This window comes from Aeromonas sp. 603757 (assembly GCF_049171255.1).
Classification (GTDB): Bacteria; Pseudomonadota; Gammaproteobacteria; order Enterobacterales; family Aeromonadaceae; genus Aeromonas; species Aeromonas veronii_A.
On the sequence record NZ_JAAKOE010000003.1, the window covers coordinates 126,531 to 146,989 of the forward strand.

A 20,459-nucleotide genomic window follows, 5' to 3' on the forward strand; every position below is an offset into this window, starting at 1 on the left:
ACCAGTATATACTGGATGCATACACAGTAATGTTGACCTATACAGGATGAGACCATGCTGACCCAGCTGACCGTCAACAACTTCGCCATCGTCAAGTTTCTCGAACTCGATCTGCAACCGGGCATGACCTGCATCACAGGTGAGACCGGTGCCGGTAAATCCATCGCCATCGATGCTCTCGGTCTCTGCCTCGGAGAGCGGGCCGAAGCCGGCATGGTGCGACCCGATAGCGACAAAAGCGAGGTCAGCGCCCGCTTCCTGCTGGACAACAACCCGGCCGCCCGCGCCTGGCTCGCCACCAACGAACTGGAAAACGAAGGGGAGTGTATCGTGCGGCGAGTCATCTCCGCCGAGGGTCGCTCACGCAGCTATATCAACGGCGTGCCCGTCCCCCTCACCCAGCTCAAGAATCTGGGTCAGCTGCTGGTCAACGTACACGGTCAGCATGCCCACCAGATGCTGCTCAAACCCGACTACCAGCTCGCCCTGCTCGACGGCTACGCCGGCCACCATCTGCTGCTCGATGAGGTGCGCCAGCACTATCAGCAGTGGCGTCAACTACAAAACGAGCTGAACCGGCTCAAGGCCGAGCAGCAGCAGCGGGAAGCCCGCCGCCAGCTGATCGAGTATCAGGTGCAAGAGCTGGACGAATTTGCCCTGCAGCCGGGGGAGTTTGAAGAAATAGAAGAGGAGCACCAGCGTCTGGCCAACGGCACAGAGCTGATGCAAGAGTGCGGGGCTTGCCTCGACCTGCTCTATGACAACGAAGAGACCACTATCGCTGGGCTGCTGCAATCAGCCGTCGATCGGGCCGAGGGGCTGGTCAGCATGGACAGCCGCCTCACCCCGGTACTGGAGATGCTGAACGAAGCACTGATCGGGGTGCAGGAGAGCCACAGCGAGCTGCGCAGCTATCTCGATCGGCTGGAGCTGGATCCCGAGCGGTTCAACGAGCTGGAAGCTCGCCTCTCCAAGGCGATCAATCTGGCCCGCAAGCACCACGTCAAACCGGCAGATCTGGCTCAGTACCATCAGGAGCTGGCCTCTGATCTTGCTCGCCTCAACTCCGATGAAGAGCGGTTAGAGGGGATGGAAGATGAGCTGGCCGAGGCCCGTCAGGCTTTTGTCCAGGCCGCCGAAGCCCTGAGTCAGAGCCGTCAGCGTTACGCCCAGGAGCTGGGCGCCAAGGTAACCAGCAGCATGCACGAACTGGCGATGCCCGATGGCCGCTTTGCCATCGAGGTGCGCCCCGATGCCCAGAGCAGCCTCTCTCCGCTGGGTATAGATCGGGTGGAATTTATGGTCACCACCAACCCTGGCCAACCGATCCAGCCGCTTGGCAAGGTGGCCTCAGGCGGTGAACTGTCGCGCATCAGTCTCGCCATCGTGGTGATCAGCGCCCGCAAGGTCTCAACCCCGACTCTGATTTTCGACGAAGTGGATGTGGGGATCAGCGGCCCGACTGCCGCCGTGGTGGGTCGCCTGCTGCGCCAGCTCGGGGAGTCCACTCAGGTGATGGTGGTCACTCACTTGCCTCAGGTGGCAGGCAACGGCCACCAGCATATGGTGGTGAGCAAGCATACCGATGGCAAAACCACCGAAACTCGGATGGATTCGCTCGACCAGAATGCCCGCCTCAATGAGCTGGCACGTCTGCTCGGTGGCGACCAGATCACCGACAACACCCTGGCCAATGCTCGCGAGCTGCTGCGCCGTTGAATCAGGCCAAAACGCCGATTTGCAGCGATGGCGACTGACAGGGCTGACCGAACATGCTGACTGCGCAGGCACAGGAGAGAGCTATGGCCTGCGCAGTCAGTAATAGCCAATAGCCAATAGCCAATAGCCAATAGCCAATAGCCAATAGCCAATAGCCAATAGCCAATAGCCAATAGCCAACTGTGAGCACCGAACTCACGTCAGGATTACCGACCCAGATCAATAAAATGGCGAGTTAGGCGAAGCTGGCAGCAACATGAGCGTGGATCCGGTTGCCTTCATGTAGCGGATTTCGCATAGTGTTGCCCCCCTTTATGGGTATCCAATTGTGAGGCTTTGTCTATGATCCACGTTTTTGGTCACAAGAATCCTGATAGCGACAGTATCTGCAGTGCGCTGGTTATCACCGACTGGCTCAATGGCCAGGGCCGTCAGGCCACCCCATGGCGTCTGGGTGACCTGCGCACCGAAACCCGTTTTATTCTGGAGCAGGCTGGCGTCAGCGAACCCGAGTTGCTGACCAAAGATATGACCGGTGAAAATGTCTGGCTGGTGGATTTCAGTGATCTGGAACAGGGCCCTGCCACACTGGCACAAGCCAATGTACTGGGCCTGGTGGATCACCACCGTCTCGGCACTCTGGTCACCCAATCTCCGCTGGATGCGTGGATCCGGGCCGTCGGCTGCACCTGCACCATCGCCTTCGATCTGCTGAGCCAGCAAGGTACCGTGACCCGCAGCCAGGCTCGCCTGATGCTGGGTGCCATCATGAGCGACACCCTCTGTCTCACCTCGCCCACCACCACCGAGCAGGACAAGATCGCCTGCGAGCGTCTTGCACCGCTGGCCGAGGTGTCGCTGGCCGAGTTTGGTCAACAGCTGCTGATGGCGAAAACCGATCTGAGCGGCCTCACTCCTGCGCAGTTGCTGCAGCAGGATGAGAAAGCGTTCCAGGCGGAAGGTTGCAACTTCATCATGAGCCAGATCGAAGTGGGCAGCGAGCAGCAGCTGGCCGAGCACCTGCCAGCCCTACAGCAGGAGATGGCCCAGCGCGTGGCGAGTGAAGGGCTCGACTTCTTCGTGTTGATGGTGACTGACCTGACTGCGGCTGCCAGCCGTATCTACTTTACCGAGCACGCCAAAGTACCGGCAGAGTCCAGCTACCACCCGGGCTTTGTCAGCCGCAAGAAGCAGGGTCTGCCCTGGGTAATGGATCTGCTGGCCAAGGCCTGATCCTCACTCGCCATTACCTATTCCAAAGCCCTGCCTCTGCGCAGGGCTTTATCATCGCCACCGCCAGCCGCACTCCCCACCCTCTTGCTGACCATCTTGCTCACCACTGCGGTCTCTCGCTTACTCCTTTCACGGCTTATTGACAGTTAACGCCATAACTTTGCTTACATATTTGCGGCTGTTATTTATCAGGGCTTTGCTGCAGGATAATCGCCGCGCACAACCTTTTCCGTTTCCATTCAGGTGATCGATGAACATAACCCCCAAGCAGAGAACCCTGGCCATCACCATGCTGATCGCCATGGTGCTCCTCGGCTGGCTGCTCTGGCCCAGTCAACCACCCAAGGCGATGCTGACCGCTCAAGTGACCCGCGAGGATATCGCCCAGACCGTACTGGCCAGTGGCGTGCTGCAGGCCGTGGAGCAGGTGGATGTGGGGGCCCAGGTCTCCGGTCAGGTTACCAAGCTGGCCGTCGAGGCCGGAGATCAGGTCAAGCAGGGAGACCTGCTGGCCGAGATCGATCCCCTGATTGCCCAGAACAACCTCAAGACGGCCGAGGCGGAACTTGCCAGCAACCGCGCCCAGCTCAAGATCAAGCAGGCACAACTCAAACAGAACGAGCTCGCCTGGCGGCGCCAGCAGCAGATGTTCAAGCAGGAGGCGAGCTCAAGGGCCGATCTGGAGAGTGCCGAGGCACTGCTGGCGGTCACCCGCGCCGAACTACAAAATAGCCAGGCCAATATCGACAACGCCCTGATCAAGGTTGATCGGGCCAAGACCGAGCTGGGCTACACCAAGATCCTGGCGCCGATGGATGGCACCGTTATCAGCATTGTGACCCGTCAGGGCCAAACCCTGGCAGCCAGCCAGACGGTGCCGACCGTGCTCAAGCTGGCCAACCTCGAGACTATGACGGTCAAGGCGCAGATCTCCGAAGCTGATGTCACCAAGGTCAAAGCTGGCATGCCAGTCTACTTCACCCTCATTGGCGATCCGGATACCCGCTATCAAGGTACGCTTCGCGCCGTGGAGTTAGCGCCCACCAACATCAACGATCAGGCCACCACCGGCACCACCACCAGCAATGCGGCTGTCTACTACTACGCCCTGTTCGATGTACCCAATCCCGACCATACCCTGCGGGTCGCAATGACCACCCAGGTGACCATTGTGCTCGGCGAGCGCAAGCAGGTGCTCACTGTGCCGCAAACCGCCCTCGGCAAGTCGCTGGGTGACAACGAGTATGAAGTCACCGTGATCAAGGACGATGAGACAACCGAAACCCGTCATATCAAGACCGGTATGAAGGACGAGATCCGCATTGAGGTGATCAGCGGGCTGAGTGAGAAGGAGGAGGTGCAGCTCAATCACAGTGCCCCCGCCGACAATGATGAGATGGCGGTGATGCTATGAGTGAGCCCCTGAACCAGCTGCCGTTGATCCAGCTGAAAGGGGTCGAGCGACGCTACCAGAGCGGCGACAGCGAAGTCACCGTGCTCCACCCTCTTGACCTCACCATCACGGCAGGAGAGATGATCGCCATTGTCGGCGCGTCCGGCTCTGGCAAGTCGACCCTGATGAACCTGCTGGGTTGTCTCGATAGCCCGAGCGGCGGCCAGTATCTGTTTCGCGGTCAAGACACCGCCACCATGGATGCGTTGGCGCTGGCCCGGCTGCGCTGCCACCACTTCGGTTTTATCTTTCAGCGCTACCACCTGCTGCCCCATCTCGATGCCGCCGCCAACGTGGAGATCCCGGCCGTCTATGCCGGCACCAGCCGCCCGGATCGCCAGGCACGTGCGCGTCAGCTGCTGGGCAGACTGGGACTGGCCGATCGCAGTCACCATACCCCGGGCCAGCTCTCCGGCGGTCAGCAGCAGCGGGTCAGTATCGCCCGGGCGCTGGCCAATGGCGGCGAAGTGATCCTCGCCGATGAACCGACCGGCGCACTGGATAGCCAGAGCGGCAAGGAGGTGATGGCGATCCTCAAGGAGCTGCATGCTCAGGGCCACACCATCATTCTGGTCACCCACGATATGAACGTGGCCAGCCATGCCGACCGGATCATCACTCTCAAGGATGGTCGGATTGAACAAGATAGCGGCCCCTGCCAAACGGCCGTGTTGGCTCCAGCCACCGCTGTAGCCTCTCAAAAAGTAGCGCCCACTACAGGCGCCATGGGTCACGACTGGGATCGTTATCGGGAAGCGGGACGGATGGCGATGCATGCCATGCTCGCCCACCGGATGCGCACCTTCCTCACCATGCTCGGCATCATCATCGGCATCGCCGCCGTGGTGAGCGTGGTTGCTCTTGGTCAGGGCGCGCGCGCCAAGGTGATCGACCAGATCAATGCGATGGGCACCAACACCATCGAAATCTTCCCGGGTAAAGGATGGGGCGATGAGAAGATGGCCAGCATCCAGACCCTCAACAAGGGGGATCTCGATGCCCTGTTGGGGCAACCCTATCTTGCGGGCGCCAGCCCCGAGATAGGCAGCTCAGGCCAGTTGCGCTATCGCAACAAGACCAACAGCGGCAACGTGACCGGGGTCGGTAACGACTATTTCAAGGTGAAGGGGATGACGCTGGTCAGTGGTCGCTTACTGGAGTGGCAAGATATCCAGCAGCGTGCCGCCGTCGCCGTAGTGGACAAGAAGAGCATCACCAGCCTGCTTGGCAAGGAGGATCCGGTCGGCAAGGTGGTACTGGTCGGCACCTTGCCGGTGCGGATTGTCGGTGTGGTCTCGCAGGAGACCGGCTTTGGCCCCACCAGCCAGTCGGTCAATATCTGGCTACCCTACAGCGCGGTGATGAGTCGCCTCATCTCGCAGCACCACTTCAGCCAGATCACCATCCGGGTCAAAGACGGGGTACAACCAGCACTGGCCGAGCAGGCGGTGATCGAGCTGATCACCAAGCGCCACGGGGTGAAGGATTTCTTCACCTTCAGCAGCGACAGCATCATCAAATCGGTAGAGAAAACCACCGCCACCATGACCCTGATGGTCTCGGCCATCGCGGTGATCTCGCTGATCGTCGGCGGGGTGGGCGTGATGAACATCATGCTGGTGTCAGTGGTCGAGCGCACCCGCGAGATCGGCATTCGCATGGCCGTGGGTGCCCGCCAGTCGGATATTCTGCAGCAGTTCCTGATTGAAGCCGTGATGGTGAGCCTGCTGGGGGGGATCTTCGGCGTCGGCCTATCGCTAGGCATTGGCGCGCTCTTTTCACTGCTGGTGGACTCCATCAAGATGCAGTTCTCGCTCTTCTCCATCCTGATGGCCTTTGGCTGCTCGTCACTCATCGGGATCCTGTTTGGTTACCTGCCGGCACGCAATGCGGCTCGGCTCGACCCTGTTGTCGCACTGGCGAGGGAATAACAATGCACAAACTCTCCTGGCTGGCTCTCTGCATGGCCCTCAGCGGCTGCAGTCAGCACAGCACCTATCAAAGACCCGAGCTGACGATTGCCCCCACATGGCAACAGGCAGAGGGCACCCAACTGGCTACGCAGGCTGGCCCCTGGTGGCGGGAATTTCATGATCCCCAGCTCGACAAATTGGTCGAGGCGGTTCTGGCCGCTAACCCGGACATGCGTGTGGCGGCCCTCAAGCTCAAAAGCGCCAGACTGGGCGCCGAGCAGGCCGATACCAACCTCACCCCCTCGGTCAATGGCACTATCGCAGCCAGTGGCAACAAGGATCTGAAAAGCGGCAAAGGCACCAACAGTCTGGGCCCCTCGCTGAGCCTCAGTTACGAAGTGGATTTGTGGGGCAAGCTTGCCTCGGTGCGAGATCAGGCAAGCTGGGAGGCGGCGGCAAGCGAGCAGGATCTCGCCAGCACCCGACTCCTGCTGATTGGCAATACTCTGGAGCAGTATTGGCAGCTCGGCTATCTCGGCTCTGCCATCACACTCGGAGAACAGCAGCTGGCCAACCTGACGCGAACCGAGCTGCTGACCCAAACCAAATACCAGGCAGGCGCCATCACCCGACTCGATCTGGCGCAGGCACGCCAGCAACTGGCAGGCAAGCAGGCTGAGCTGGCCTCCCTCAAGGCGCAGCAGGAACAGGCTCGCAATGCCCTGCTTCTGTTGCTGGGCCGCAGCAGCGGGCCGCTGGAGTATGCACCCGCTTCCCTTGCAAAGCAGGCCATTCCTGAACTTGCGGTGGGTATTCCGGCCGATGTGCTGGCCCGCCGCCCCGATGTCAAAGCGGCCGAATTGCGGCTGAGCAAGACGCTGGCTAAAGGGGATGAGATCCGCACCAGCTTCTACCCCAGCCTGACCCTGACCGGCAGCGCCAGCACCGCATCCGATAGATTGGCGCAAGTGCTGCAAAATCCGGTTGGTACGCTGGGAGCCAGCCTTGCCCTCCCCTTCCTTGAATACAACCGCACCCAGCTCGCCATTGAAAGCTCGGAGCTGGATTACCAGATCGCCGAAACCGAGTTTCGCAAGCAGCTCTACACTGCACTGGTGGAAGTGGAAGACAATCTGGCCGCCCGCCACTATGGCCAGCAGCGACTCGATTATCTGCAGGAACAGCTGAGTTATGCCCGGGAGGCCGAACGACTGGCCAAGGCTCGCTTCCAGGCGGGTGCGACCGGTGTACAGGCTTGGCTTGATGAGCAGAACCGACTGTGGGATGCCCAGCAGAGCCTGCTGGCACAGCAAAAAGAGCAGCTCACCACCACAGCCAAAATCTATCGCGCCCTGGGTGGCAGCGATAGCGTGACGCCCCGATAGCGCTTCACCTGGCTATCCCCCACTCTGCCTACAGAGTGGGGAATATCATCGCCATAGACCATACAGAATTTCCTCTCCCACACGGCAGCCGAACTCCATTGCCCATCATCAGGGGCAGGTATGGCAGCGCAGCCAATTACATGCATCGGCGACCCTGAATATACCGGCCATACCTTGCGGCTCTCTCTATACCTAACGCTCCCTGACCGGAGATAACGATTACCGGATATTCCATCAGCAGAGAGCTCTACTCTTGCCGAGCGACGCACCGTGAATCGTGAATCGTGAATCGTGAATCGTGAATCGTGAATCGTGAATCGTGAATCGTGAGAAACATATCCGAAGCTCGTATCAGCACAACGCATACAAATAGCGATATCGCGTTGGTGAGCCACAGGACAAAATTAATCGTAAACAACGAATGATATTGAGTAAAGGAACTGCGGGTAAGGCGAGAGAGAAAGGATACAAACGAGGAATGCAGATAACAATGAGGTGGAAATACTGGTTGGATAACCACGAGTAAAACGGCAAAAATAATGCCGCCCGAGGGCGGCATTATTCAATCTCTGAACCTGACGAATTAGATCAGGAAATCGTTCAGGTCTTTACCCAATGCTACTTGAGCAGCAATGGCTTTCGGCATACGGCCTTGACCGGTCCAGGTTTTTTCCTGGCCATCTTCTTCGTACTTGTATTTAGCCGGACGCGGAGCTCGCTTGCTCTTGGCAGCGCCAGTTGCAGCAGCCGGAGCAGCGGCAGTCGCCAGTAGCTCACGAGGATCAATACCAGCCTGCTGCAGCATTTCGGTGAATTCATTCAGCTTGCGCTGACGCTCTTCCTGTTCAGCACGCTCCTGTTCAACAGAATCGGCGCGCTCTTGGTAAACCAGGTCAAACTTCTCTTTAGCTTCCAGCAGTTGCTCAAACGGCAGCTCACGAACAGCCGCACGCAGACTGCGAATGTTCAGCAGAACTTTCAGAAACTCGTTCATTATTTCCTCACAAAAAGTCGGTCACAGGGATTACCGTGTCAGAATAGCATGGACAATTGATAACAACATACCGTTTTCTGTATTTACACTCCTTTTTTTTTATTTTTCACTCACCATACTCTCTTGACGCGAAGCGTGATAACAAATCAATGCTCAGTTGTGATTGCTATACAATCTGACAGATGATGATCTCAGATATTACAGGGCTCATTAATATCCCACTACATGCAGTCAGAAGATTCTCTTTATAGTGACACCCGATATGCCCTCCCCCCCGCCCAGTTACCCATCAAGCAAGGTGAAATAAAAAAGCCACAAAGCAATTCCTCAGCAACGACGACTTAAAAAGCCATAATTTTTATCCATAAAAATCAAGAGCTTACAACACCAATCCATATATCTAAAGACAAATAAACAATCTGTTTTTTAACATAACCGATCTTACCCGGTTGTTAAATTACGCTAATTTGCGCGAGCATTACTTTGTGCAGATTGATCAACACCACTGATCACCGGTATAGCTACAGAGCCACTCAGCAGAGGTTCCGCAGGATAGAGTCTGAGCGCTTCCAGACGCATCGCATCGGCTGCCTCTTTGCGACCCAGAGCGTTAAGTGCTGTCACCATATTGGCGTATATATTAGCTCGTGGTGTATGAAGTACGAAGTCCTGCCCCCACTCCAGATAAGCTTCCAGTTCAGCCTTGTTGTTTGTCTGCAAACCGACCATCAGACGAACCGAGTTCACATCAAATTCAACTCGTGTCAGCCATGCCATAGGATTGATAATCTCCAGCAAGAGCGTCGGCTCCTTATAACCTCCCCGCTCGTATTTGGTGACGACCCAGGCAGTATGAAGGGCTGTCATCATAAATGGGACAACCAATAGAGGGATAGCTATTGCCATAAATCGGAGCAACAACCAGGGGCGATACTCAATGTCCAACCACGATGGGCTACCGCAACTCACGAAACGGGTTTCTTCAATCTCGGTGTCAACGACATAGATCAGCGTCAGCAACAACCACCACAACACGATTGCATGGTAAAGGGGATATTCCGTCTGAGTATGGAGCAATATCGGTGTCACCAGGGCAAGCAGTGCCATGGCATTTACCCAACGCACCTTCGTCAGGCACCACAATAATGCGCCCCCCATGATCACCATACCAACCATGGGAGCCACCCCTCCCTCAACAGCCCAATAAAGGAATTCGTTGTGGGGATGGTCAAGATTGTACTCAATCTGCACCATAGATGGATTCAGCGCCTTATCAGCCATGTAGTGATGGAGAAAAACAGATTCAAAACTGCCGTATCCCCAACCACTCCATGGTGCTTCGGCAATCAGCTTGGCTGCATAAGGCCAATAAATAGATCGCATACCACCAGATTGATAAATCTCCAACCCGCGCTTTGCTCCTGCCATCCAGTACTGTGATAGCAGGCCAAGGGCCACCGCAAAAATAACCAGCGCCAACATACTCCATAGCAATCGATGGCGATGGAGTTGCGGTATCAATAAAAACAGAGCTAGCAGACCGCCAAGTTGACCCACTCGGGATTGCAAAACAACCAGCAACAGTGTTGCTGATAGAATGACGCCATAGCGCAGAGCCATCAGCAAACGACCACCCTCTCGGCGTAATTCCAGCCAGATAGCAAGGGCAAGACCAGTTGCCATAAAGGTTGCCATCACGTTTGGCTGTTGAAAGATCCCGTAAGGACGATTGGTTTTAGTGTCGTAGCCAATCCAGTTACCGGGTGTCAACAGATAGAACTGTATCAGACCGAGCAAAGCCTCCATCGCGATCGCTATCAGGACGATATATAGCAAGCGATCTCGCTGCAACCGATTGAAGCGCCATTGATAGAGCCCGAATAAAAACAGCAGACCAGCAAAAAGCCCCAATAATCTGGGAATGGCATAATCCCTGAGTGCAAAACCTGGATAGAACATCGGCAGCAGTAGCAAGAGTGCCCCTATCCATAAGCCCGCTTGTAATGGAGAAAAGAGCAGACGCTGGCGTAACGTCACTTGCCACAATCCTAATCCAATAGCCAGCGAGGCAAACACCCATCCCCATGCGTTAAAGGGCAGATATAGCCCTGCTCCTCCCGGGTTGTGCATAAAAAAATGCACTCCAAGTAACCAGTATAATGAAGATAAAATCCAATACAAGCTGCTCATATATTATTTCCGTATACTCAACGAGCCCCAAACCCTGTCAGCATTGTTTTAATAGTTTTGATTACTATTAATAGATCAAGCCAAAGCGAAAAGTTTCTAATATAATAAAAATCATATTCTAATTTTATACGAGTACTATCTGTATCAGCTGAGTAGCCATGCATCACCTGAGCCCATCCACTTATACCAGGACGAACCATATGACGATACATATAGAATGGTAATTCAGACTCAAACCTCTCCACAAAAAAACGCTGTTCAGGCCGTGGACCAATCAAGCTCATATCCCCTTTAAGAACATTAAAGAATTGCGGGAGCTCATCAATTCTATATTTACGAATAAAATGACCAACACGAGTAATCCGTTTGTCAACCTCCTGAGCAAAATATGCATTGTCTGATGATGAACTGTCATGCATACTACGAAATTTATATATTACAAAATCTTTATTACCCAGCCCAACTCTCTTTTGCTTAAAGAAAACAGGGCCAGGGCTTTCCAGCTTTATTAATATTGCTGTTATAAGTAACACCGGCATAAAAAAGGGGAGTGCAATTATAACAACCAAAAGATCAGCTAGTCTTTTTAAAAAGAAATAAAACAACGAGGGAATAGCGGAACCCAAGTCATTTTCATATAATTGCTCAACGCTCACTCGGCCTGTTAATGATGCATATATAGTTTTGCTGTGATAGATTGGTATCCCTAACAAAACGAAATCAGTTAATAACCTTTGCCATTCACTCGTTAAATCAGATGAGTGAAAGTCAGCAACTACGGCATTACCACAAAACAGAGAAAAATCGGGTTTGTGAAGAATATTCCATTCAACAGCAGTCAAGGCACACAGTTTCTGATAATTACCAACCGGGATGATAGAATACTTAACCTTGCCAGATCGTGCCCCTAAGTAATAAATAAGCCAGCAAGATACTAAAACCAATATATACGAGCTTATAATTACTGGCCTACTATACTCAAGACGAAACAGCAGCAACACACCGAATAATATTCCATACACAGCGGTTACTGTTGGAATCATATAAGATAAAGCATTAACTCCAGGATAGCAAAGCACTCGACTCAGGAAAAAACCAGCAGTAATACATGTTATAAAGATTCCTAAAAGTGAATTTATTTTTACATCATCAAGGAAATTCCAAAAGTCCTCGCCCCAAAACAAAAATGCAGGTAATAATGTTGATACCAAGGATGTAAAAAAGAACATTATTGTATAATTAAACCGTACAAGGTCATACCAACGACCACCATATGGATAATAGCTATTATTTATCATGAAAAACTCATTCAGTTATCAACCACAGGGCTGAGCGCCATCGATATGCTGAGCCAATATGTCAAAATATATGCCAATGATTTTTTTCTCATCGAATCTGGCACTAACTAATTGCCTCCCAGCATTACCCATCAAGGTTCTTTGAGCTGTAGTCATTCGTATGAATGTCATCATCGCATCAGCCAATGATGAAACATTTCTAGCTTGACAGAGTAACCCGGTTTTCTCATGTAGCAGTACATCTCTACATCCAGGAACATCGGTAACAATAATTGGCTTTGCCATTGCAGCAGCTTCGATCATAGTTCTTGGCAATCCTTCGCGATAAGAAGGTAACACAATACAATCACTTTCCATTATGATAGGCCTAACATCATGTGTAGTACCGAGATATTCCAGCACACCGTCATTGATCCATTCATGCAACTGTGCATATCCGATCGCTCGTGGGTTATCAGCCTGAACATCGCCTAGCAATTTAAACTTTATGTTTGGATGACGAATATGAATCTGCTTTGCGGCTGCTACATATTCTCCAATCCCCTTATCCCATAACAACCGCGCAATGAGCAAAAAACTAACCGAGTCATCTTCAGCAAATTTTTCTGAAGGATAAAAAAAACTCAAATCAACGCCCTCGCCAGGCAGTAACAGAGTCTTTCTTTTATCTACCAACTGTCTTGATACAAATTCAAGGCGATCATCTTCATTTAAGAAAATGACTAGCTTAGGATATTTAAAAGCGAATTTATAAAGCAACCTTACTACTTTGGGCACCCAACCATCATTCATAAAGGCATATCCTAACCCAGTGGTTATAGCCAAGGCAGGTGTGCGACAAAGATGTGCAGCAAAAGAACCATATATATTTGGTTTTACCGTATAATGGATAATTAAATCCGCATTAATTTTTCTATATATTCTTACGAAATCAAATATTAATTTTAGTTCAACAATTGGATTGACTCCTTTAGGGGATAGTGCCAACGGTATAAATGAACACCCCAAATCACAGAGCGAAAAAACTGTATTATCAGGTGGAGCAACAATGGTTATGCGATATCCATGTTGTATAAGTGCAGATAATAATCCGCGGCGAAAATTCCACATTGACCACGCTGTATTGCTCACCATACAAAGATGTTTGCTCATGTGTAGTCCTGGTACAAATTTAACCAACGCAGACAGATAGTCTCTATTGAATAATGGCTAATAACCCGAATCCGAGCCTCCCTAGTCATCACCTCTCTCTCAAGCGGCGAAAGCATCATAGCCTGCTCAATCGCGGTAAATAGCTGCTGACTATTTTTAGAGGGGACAAGCAATCCAGCAGAGCCAACCACTTCCCTCACTCCACCACAATCGGTGGCAACCACTACCCGCTCAGTAGCCATAGCCTCAGCCACAACTAAACCAAACCCCTCCCAAGCTGATGACAACACAAATATATCTGCTGCACTCATCCAATCTTCAACATCATAGCGCAGCCCCAAGAAATGAACTCGCTCGCTAATCCCTTGTGCGCTAGCGATTGTGGTTAAGTATTCTTTTTCCTCACCCTCACCTATGATGACCAACTTAACATTATTGGATCTCGAAGATAACATCGCAAATGCAACAAGCAAATTTGTATAGTCCTTGGCAGCGGTCAGTCTGCCTACTGAAATTAACAATATGTTATTGTCATCAATCCCAAGCTGAGAGCGTAATTTATTTCTGACTGTGGCGTTAAAATAAAAACGCTCCGTATCAATACCATTATACATGACTTTCATTCGCCCGGCAGATACCGCACCTTGTTTAATAAAAGCCTCAACAGCTTCTTGGCTTACGTTTGTGTTAAGATCACATAACCTTTCGGTAAGCCGGTATGCCAATATCCGCCACCCTCTTCCCTCATTAACACTATGTGCAGAGCAGATAAGCTTCGGAAATGATACAAATAATCGTAATAACCGAGCAAAAATATTTGCATGCACCATATGGCTATGCACCACATCCGGTTTATATTGATTAAGTAACCTGATCGCCTGCCAGTATGCTTTGAAAACACTAAATGGAGTTTTCCTCATCTGCAGTGAAACGATGTTTGCTGCAGTCGAATGTGGGCGATTGCTAATTTCACCGGTCATCGAGATAATTAATATATGGTGGCCCAACCTAATAAATTGATCTGCCAAATCGCACACTTGTCGTTCAGCGCCCCCCATACCAAGGCCTGTGATTACCATCGCAATTTTCATGCTATCTCTTCAACCAACAGTAAAGAATGCACTGGAGACTTCTGACACATGCTTTGACCTTGCCGAACAATCGAGTATCTCGGATCACCTGGTCTCGATAAAACAAACCAAAACCACATGGATTACTTCTTAGATTTTTTTTAAAATTTGAGGTGTAGCCATCAGGAAGATATTCACACAAGTATATTACTTGGTCTACATAAAAAACTATCTTACCTATATCGGCAATTTTATTCCATATATATAACTCTGGTACAAACTTTTCGCCCGGGAACTGAGGAAAAGGAAACTCACGCATAACATTAGTGCGAAAAACATAAGCCAAGTCACCTTGTAATATATGCCCTGCCATGATGGGCTGCATTACCATTGACTTGCTCCATGCGGTGTCGGAGATACCAATTATATGACCAGATAATGTTGCTCTTCTAAAACACATCCCAACAAATTCCGAGCTAATATGATTCATAACATCATATAGCTTGGCAACAGCATCACCAGTTAATAAGTCATCACTATCCACAATGATAATCCAATCACCGGTCGCATGAACCACACCTTCATTTATAGCGCGATGCTTCCCTCCATTTTCTTTATAAAAATAATTGATTGGAAAGTCAGATTTAACTCTATAATCAAAAATAAGCTCGGCGGTACCATCAGTGCTACCGTCATCGATTACGAGCCATTCAAAGTCCCGCCTTGTCTGCTGACACAAACTGTCATACAACCTTGGTAAAACATATGCTCTGTTATAAGTTGGCGTCATTATTGTTATCATTGCACGACCTTACACACGCAACCTTTATATTGATGAATGAAGTATATCGACATCGTCGCAGCCATCATCAAAAAAGCATTAGTTATGTAAACGATGTAAATGTCACCGGAACGAAATACTTTTAGCAACAGCCAATAGTTGAATATGCTTATAATTAATAGAAAGAACCACTTGCACATTATCAAAAAATATTTTTTGTCACGGTATAATCGTTGCATTAAAACGCTATCCACAGCGAAAAAAGAAAGCGCAGGCAACATCATAATGGCTAAATCTGCTGCTAACTCATAATCTTTTCCAAAGATAAAATAGACAATTTCATGTAGCCATAACCAACCCATTAATTGCAAGATACATGCAACTAATAACAGCCCTAAACAAACCGTATGTATTTTTTTTACTCTGCGCCCATATAACATCATTGGGGCTATAGACTGCACAACTATACCAAGTACAAGTACGCCCTGCTCTAGCATTTGACTAGCCACACCATACATGGCTAGTTGTTCATACCCTAAGTAATGCTCGATGAAAAAGCGATCAATCCTCATATAAATCAGCATCAGCATTAATGGAACCCAGAGCGCCCCACCTCGACTTAACATTACCACTGCCACTTTTTTATGCCAGTCCCAGATGCCACCTCTAAAATAAATAACACAACTCAGTGACATAGCTAAAAACATTGCTTCTATTGCCCTGCTTGAATAGATGATGAAATAAGATGAAAGTAAAAAAGCGAGGCTTACCAAAAGCACCCTTAATAATAAAATTGCAAGACGAATCGCTACAACAACACCTATATTTGTGGTGGCTTGATAGTAGTTGGCTATTACTGAAAATGGTTCATTAAAAATGAGCGCCAGCGCCAATAGCATTAGCATTAATCTTACATCTTGATCTGCGACAATAAAATTTGCGTAGATTAATGTGACAAGCAAAGCAACCAAAGCGAAAAGTAGACGAAAAACAAATACTGAAGATAGTATCTTCCAACGCAAATGAGGATGCCGAACTAATGCCGGAACAACAACTTCCGAGCCGGCAATCAATGTAACTGATGACAATAAAATGACGGCATTAAGCGAATATAGCCATTTCCCATATAATGACACACCGAGTAGATGACTAATTACCCCCTCGCAAAAAAAAACCAACCCAATGGTCACCATTTTTTCAAATAATAGAATACTAACATTAGTAATAATTGCGGCATATTCTCGATAAAATGCCACAACCAGGCCTAATCGCATCCAAGTTGCCTCATTATAGAAACAGGTAACTCAATTTCTAGCCAGCAAAAAATTAACATTGTGTACTGGTAGCTTCACGATGTTCTCCGTTATTGTATGCTGCTGCTTCGCTAGCCACACCAGATCACAGATACCATCCGTCGGTTCGAATGCAGCAGGAGCATGCATCAGGATCTCGCGCACTTGCTGTTGATCAAAACGGTGACAAGCATCATCCAGCGAGGCCAGCAAGGGGCGCAGTCGGGACCAGGGCAGCCAGCTCTCTTGTGCCACCATGATCCTGGGGTGTTCGGTTCCTCTGGCATCATCACCAATCAGTAACTCTTCGTAGAGCTTTTCGCCCGGCCGCAACCCCGTCACCTCTATGGCGATATCACCATCGGGACGCTGCTCATCACGCAGTGTCAGGCCGCTGAGGCGTATCATGCGCTTCGCCAGTTCCATGATCCGTACCGGTTGCCCCATATCGAGCACAAAGACGTCGCCCCCCTCCCCCATGGCGCCGGCCTGGATCACCAACTGGGCAGCCTCAGGTATCGTCATGAAGTAACGGATGATATCGGGGTGAGTCAGGGTGATAGGCCCCCCCTTATCTATCTGCTGTCTGAATAACGGCACCACTGAGCCGGAAGATCCAAGAACATTGCCAAAGCGCACCATACAAAAACGGGTGCTGTGCTTCTCGCGGGTCAAGGCTTGCAAGATCAATTCGGCCAGACGCTTGCTGGCCCCCATGGTATTGGTTGGCCGCACGGCTTTATCGGTAGAGATCAGCACGAATGTTTCCACCCCTGCCTCAATGGCCGCCTGTGCCGCATAAAGAGTGCCGAATACGTTGTTACGTACTCCTTCAATGATATTGAACTCGACCAGCGGGACATGTTTGTAAGCCGCGGTATGGTAGACGGTCTGGATCCTGAAGCTCTGCATCACCGTTTTTAGACGATGCTGGCGCTGTACTGAACCCAGTAACGGCACCAGATCCGTTTCGATTTCTTCACGCTGACACTGCTCCCGCAGGTTCTTGTGCAGGACATAGAGGGCGTATTCGGATAGTTCGAACAGTACCAGAGTGGATGGACGGCACCGCAAGATTTGGCGACAGAGCTCAGAACCAATAGAGCCACCGGCACCTGTCACCATGACCGCTTTGCCCTTGATATTGGCTTCCATCAAGGTGGTCACAGGCTCTACCGGATCTCTGCCCAACAGATCGTCGATGGAGACCTCATTGAGCTGATCTATGCGGGCAGAGCCATTAACCAGATCAGCCATTCCCGGGATAGAGAGCACTTCGCAAGAGAGGGGCTCAAGTGCATTAATCACCTCCTGACGACGAGCCCTGGTGCTGCTCGGCATAGCCAGCAAGATCTTCTGCACCCCATGGTGGTCAATCAGAGTTGGCAGCTGAGCACTGTGATAAACGGTACAACCCTGGATCACGCATCCCTGTTTGGCGGGATCGTCATCAATAAAGGCGACGGGATAAAACTCATTACCTTGCAACAAGGCCATTTGCAGTTGTCGACCCGAAGAGCCCGCGCCATAGATCAACACCTGGGTACGAGCCAAACGGGTGGTATTAAGGAGCGCCCGGAAAAACAGCCGCACACCGCCAACCAGTAACACCAAAAAGGAGAGATAGATAACCGAGACCGTTCTCGGCAGAAAGATATCAAAGTAAAACGCAGAGAGAACAAAGAAACAGGTTGAAAGAAATGCCCCTAGCGAGATTGTCCATAGTACCCGAAAGCTGACATATCGCAGCACTGCGCGATAAAGCCCCAGCCTTACAAACAAACTGATGCTGACAATGATAATTGCGCCAAGCAGTGCCCAGTGATGCGGGCTATCGATTGGCCAGTTGTGTTCAAGCCGGATCCAGTACGCCCCCCAATAGGTCATGGTGATCAAGAGCATATCAACGGCGACAGAGATGACACGCTTGCTGGCTCGTGACAGGGAGCCCAGGCAAGTCAGTAGCCAGCTCCCACCGGGTAAAAGCTCATTTCTCATTCTGGTACTCCTGCATTCAGGTGATACGCAAGAAAAGCTAACGGCAAGTAGGCAATGACCAGACCGCTCACACCATCGAGCTGGCCCAATACAATCATGACAGCGATCGGCGCAAGCCAGAGGCTATTTATAAGAAGCACAGCCAAGGTCACGTTTCGATGGCTCTGCCAACGCCTCGCCAGATATTGATAGCCATGAGTACGATGCGCCTCGCTCAGACGACATTTCAGACGATAGCGATTCAGTAACGTCCAAGTCGCATCAACCACAAAGACTCCGAGCATGACGAGCCATGCCCACAGGAATTGAGGCGCAGAAGCGGCATCCAGCAGCATCAGGGAAGCCAGCATCAAGCCAAGAAATCCGCTGCCACCATCCCCCATAAAGATCATGGCGGGTGGAAAATTCCAGCACAAAAAGCCAGCCGCCGAAATCCCCAGTAGCAGGATCAAACTGGCAGACGACCACTCCCCCCCAACCAGATAGTGAAATAACGTCATGAACAGACAGACGACAACGGCTTCACCTGCCGCCAAGCCATCGATGCCATCCATAAAGTTGTAGAGATTGATAAACCAGATCACCCCCAGCCAGACCAGCAGGTAACCAAACCAGGCCAGGTCGAGCTGCCAACCAAAGAAGGTCAGCGCTGGCAAACCATTAACCGCAGAAACCACCAAAGCGGCCGCCATGCTCTGCACAATCAGGCGGGTTCGAGGCTTGAGAGAGATGTGGTCATCGATAAAACCAACCAATGCAATGCCCAGCGCCGCAGCCCATATCAATGCAAAGCTGCTCTGGGATATGCCGGCGGGCAGTGGGATTAGGGTAACAAACAACGGGGCTGCCAGCAGAAAGGTCGCCACGATAGCCATGCCACCGCCTCTCGGGGTAGGCACCTGATGCGAACTGCGATGATTGGGTTGGTCAAGCAAGCGGGTCTGGGCGTAGCGCCTGAGCAGGCCGGTCATGGTAATTGAAAGAAAAAGACAAAATATCGACAACAAAACAAATGCCAGCATCAAGACGACTCACTATGGATTGACGCCATCAGAGATAAGGTCTGAGAGAGCGAATAGGGTGCCGACCATTGTAATCGGCTCTGAGCCTTGCGGGTATTCATTTCCAGAGAGCCATAAATCCGTTGTAGCTTGGCATCAATCCCCAAACAGCGTCCAAGCCCTCTTATTACTCCTGGTGGGAGATAAAAGAGCCGACAGCTAACTCCTTCTGCTTCTGCAATCGCCGCCAACAACTGAGACGTCGACACTGCGACAGGATCTGCGACTAAAAAGACCTGGTTCACTGCGGCAGGGTGCTCCATCGCATGGGCAATGAAGTCACACAAATTAGGTAACGCCAACAGGCTACGCGCATTGGTCAAACGGGCAAAGGGTAGCGGGACCCCTTTGCGCACCCACGTCATCATGCTGGCAAAGTTAGCCTTCACCCCTTCCCCGTAAATAAGAGGAGGACGGATGATGGTTACAGCCATACCACACTCTTTCGCGAGTGCCATCAGCCCCTGTTCCGCCTCATACTTCGAGCGTCCATAGGGATCTTCTGGCGGACTTTGCACATTCTCATCAAATGGCTTGCCTGGCTCGGTCTGCTCGCCATTCACTTTGATCGAGCTGATAAAGATGAAGCGCTTCACCCCAGCCTCAGCCGCTTGTCGAGCAAGCGTTAGGGTGCCCTCTGTATTCACCGCTCGAAATGCTGCCAGGGGATCTGTCGCGGTATCCGACATCACGTGCACCCTGGCAGCACAGTGAACAACCACATCCACCTGTTGCAATTGGGCTGTCCAGTTGGCATCCGCAGTCAGAGAGGGAGCATGAAGATGGTAAGAAGCCAGCGGGTGACTTCGCACCGCTCCTTTAACATTCGCCCCCAGAGCCAGCAAGTGTTCACAGACCGCCTTGCCTACAAATCCGTTGGCACCTGTGACAAGAATTCTAGGTATGGACATACAGTTTGA

General features: G+C 51.4%; 15 protein-coding genes. 5 read left to right on the forward strand and 10 right to left on the reverse strand.

What is annotated here, in order from left to right; translation table 11 throughout:
- Positions 1-54: 54 nt before the first annotated feature.
- The 5 genes from recN (at position 55) to G5332_RS04210 (ending at position 7,703) form a co-directional block, all read left to right on the forward strand.
- A complete protein-coding gene (recN, locus tag G5332_RS04190) occupies positions 55-1,719 on the forward strand; it encodes a DNA repair protein RecN (protein ID WP_227340913.1) in 1,665 nt (554 codons plus the stop codon).
- Positions 1,720-2,061: 342 nt separating this feature from the next.
- A complete protein-coding gene (locus tag G5332_RS04195) occupies positions 2,062-2,952 on the forward strand; it encodes a manganese-dependent inorganic pyrophosphatase (RefSeq protein WP_227340914.1) in 891 nt (296 codons plus the stop codon).
- Between the two features lie 250 nt (positions 2,953-3,202).
- Complete coding sequence (gene macA / locus G5332_RS04200; protein ID WP_227340915.1) at positions 3,203-4,366, forward strand: macrolide transporter subunit MacA; 1,164 nt, start codon at positions 3,203-3,205, stop codon at positions 4,364-4,366.
- The gene (locus G5332_RS04205; RefSeq protein ID WP_421311136.1) at positions 4,363-6,336 is read left to right on the forward strand and encodes a MacB family efflux pump subunit; all 1,974 of its coding nucleotides are present in this window, start codon (positions 4,363-4,365) and stop codon (positions 6,334-6,336) included. Before macA ends, G5332_RS04205 begins: the two co-directional genes overlap by 4 nt.
- Positions 6,337-6,338: 2 nt before the next feature.
- A complete protein-coding gene (locus G5332_RS04210; RefSeq protein WP_421311137.1) occupies positions 6,339-7,703 on the forward strand; it encodes an efflux transporter outer membrane subunit in 1,365 nt (454 codons plus the stop codon).
- Positions 7,704-8,286: 583 nt separating this feature from the next.
- On the opposite strand, the gene G5332_RS04215 is transcribed toward G5332_RS04210, so the two are convergent.
- From G5332_RS04215 to G5332_RS04260, 10 genes are all read right to left on the reverse strand, one after another.
- Positions 8,287-8,697 (reverse strand): H-NS family nucleoid-associated regulatory protein, encoded by a 411-nt coding sequence (locus G5332_RS04215; RefSeq protein WP_216954269.1) that lies wholly within the window; start codon positions 8,695-8,697, stop codon positions 8,287-8,289.
- Between the two features lie 462 nt (positions 8,698-9,159).
- Entirely contained in the window at positions 9,160-10,887 is a 1,728-nt protein-coding gene (locus G5332_RS04220; protein WP_421171997.1) for a Wzy polymerase domain-containing protein, read from the reverse strand.
- Between the two features lie 17 nt (positions 10,888-10,904).
- Entirely contained in the window at positions 10,905-12,185 is a 1,281-nt protein-coding gene (locus G5332_RS04225; protein WP_421171998.1) for a sugar transferase, read from the reverse strand.
- A gap of 18 nt (positions 12,186-12,203) precedes the next feature.
- On the reverse strand, positions 12,204-13,337 hold the full coding sequence (locus G5332_RS04230; RefSeq protein WP_227340920.1) for a glycosyltransferase family 4 protein: 1,134 nt from the start codon (positions 13,335-13,337) through the stop codon (positions 12,204-12,206).
- Positions 13,334-14,428 carry a glycosyltransferase gene (locus G5332_RS04235; RefSeq protein WP_227340921.1) on the reverse strand — a complete coding sequence of 365 codons (1,095 nt, stop codon included), beginning with the start codon at positions 14,426-14,428 and terminating at the stop codon, positions 13,334-13,336. The genes G5332_RS04230 and G5332_RS04235 overlap by 4 nt, the downstream gene beginning before the upstream one ends.
- Before the next feature lies 1 nt (position 14,429).
- Entirely contained in the window at positions 14,430-15,197 is a 768-nt protein-coding gene (locus tag G5332_RS04240) for a glycosyltransferase family A protein (protein WP_421171999.1), read from the reverse strand.
- A gap of 8 nt (positions 15,198-15,205) precedes the next feature.
- On the reverse strand, positions 15,206-16,462 hold the full coding sequence (locus tag G5332_RS04245) for a lipopolysaccharide biosynthesis protein (protein WP_227340923.1): 1,257 nt from the start codon (positions 16,460-16,462) through the stop codon (positions 15,206-15,208).
- Between the two features lie 30 nt (positions 16,463-16,492).
- Positions 16,493-18,478: a nucleoside-diphosphate sugar epimerase/dehydratase gene (locus G5332_RS04250; protein ID WP_227340924.1), complete on the reverse strand. Its 1,986-nt coding sequence runs from the start codon at positions 18,476-18,478 to the stop codon at positions 16,493-16,495.
- Complete coding sequence (locus G5332_RS04255) at positions 18,475-19,500, reverse strand: MraY family glycosyltransferase (RefSeq protein ID WP_421230684.1); 1,026 nt, start codon at positions 19,498-19,500, stop codon at positions 18,475-18,477. Before G5332_RS04255 ends, G5332_RS04250 begins: the two co-directional genes overlap by 4 nt.
- Positions 19,500-20,450 carry an SDR family oxidoreductase gene (locus G5332_RS04260; RefSeq protein ID WP_323912972.1) on the reverse strand — a complete coding sequence of 317 codons (951 nt, stop codon included), beginning with the start codon at positions 20,448-20,450 and terminating at the stop codon, positions 19,500-19,502. The genes G5332_RS04255 and G5332_RS04260 overlap by 1 nt, the downstream gene beginning before the upstream one ends.
- Between the last annotated feature and the right edge of the window lie 9 nt (positions 20,451-20,459).

Excerpts from the sequence above, each read along its gene's own strand:
- recN (WP_227340913.1), top strand. The coding sequence starts at position 55 with ATGCTGACCCAGCTGACCGTCAACAACTTCGCCATCGTCAAGTTTCTC.
- G5332_RS04195 (WP_227340914.1), top strand. The coding sequence starts at position 2,062 with ATGATCCACGTTTTTGGTCACAAGAATCCTGATAGCGACAGTATCTGC.
- macA (WP_227340915.1), top strand. The coding sequence starts at position 3,203 with ATGAACATAACCCCCAAGCAGAGAACCCTGGCCATCACCATGCTGATC.
- G5332_RS04205 (WP_421311136.1), top strand. The coding sequence starts at position 4,363 with ATGAGTGAGCCCCTGAACCAGCTGCCGTTGATCCAGCTGAAAGGGGTC.
- G5332_RS04210 (WP_421311137.1), top strand. The coding sequence starts at position 6,339 with ATGCACAAACTCTCCTGGCTGGCTCTCTGCATGGCCCTCAGCGGCTGC.
- G5332_RS04215 (WP_216954269.1), bottom strand. The coding sequence starts at position 8,697 with ATGAACGAGTTTCTGAAAGTTCTGCTGAACATTCGCAGTCTGCGTGCG.
- G5332_RS04220 (WP_421171997.1), bottom strand. The coding sequence starts at position 10,887 with ATGAGCAGCTTGTATTGGATTTTATCTTCATTATACTGGTTACTTGGA.
- G5332_RS04225 (WP_421171998.1), bottom strand. The coding sequence starts at position 12,185 with ATGATAAATAATAGCTATTATCCATATGGTGGTCGTTGGTATGACCTT.
- G5332_RS04230 (WP_227340920.1), bottom strand. The coding sequence starts at position 13,337 with ATGAGCAAACATCTTTGTATGGTGAGCAATACAGCGTGGTCAATGTGG.
- G5332_RS04235 (WP_227340921.1), bottom strand. The coding sequence starts at position 14,428 with ATGAAAATTGCGATGGTAATCACAGGCCTTGGTATGGGGGGCGCTGAA.
- G5332_RS04240 (WP_421171999.1), bottom strand. The coding sequence starts at position 15,197 with ATGACGCCAACTTATAACAGAGCATATGTTTTACCAAGGTTGTATGAC.
- G5332_RS04245 (WP_227340923.1), bottom strand. The coding sequence starts at position 16,462 with ATGCGATTAGGCCTGGTTGTGGCATTTTATCGAGAATATGCCGCAATT.
- G5332_RS04250 (WP_227340924.1), bottom strand. The coding sequence starts at position 18,478 with ATGAGAAATGAGCTTTTACCCGGTGGGAGCTGGCTACTGACTTGCCTG.
- G5332_RS04255 (WP_421230684.1), bottom strand. The coding sequence starts at position 19,500 with ATGCTGGCATTTGTTTTGTTGTCGATATTTTGTCTTTTTCTTTCAATT.
- G5332_RS04260 (WP_323912972.1), bottom strand. The coding sequence starts at position 20,450 with ATGTCCATACCTAGAATTCTTGTCACAGGTGCCAACGGATTTGTAGGC.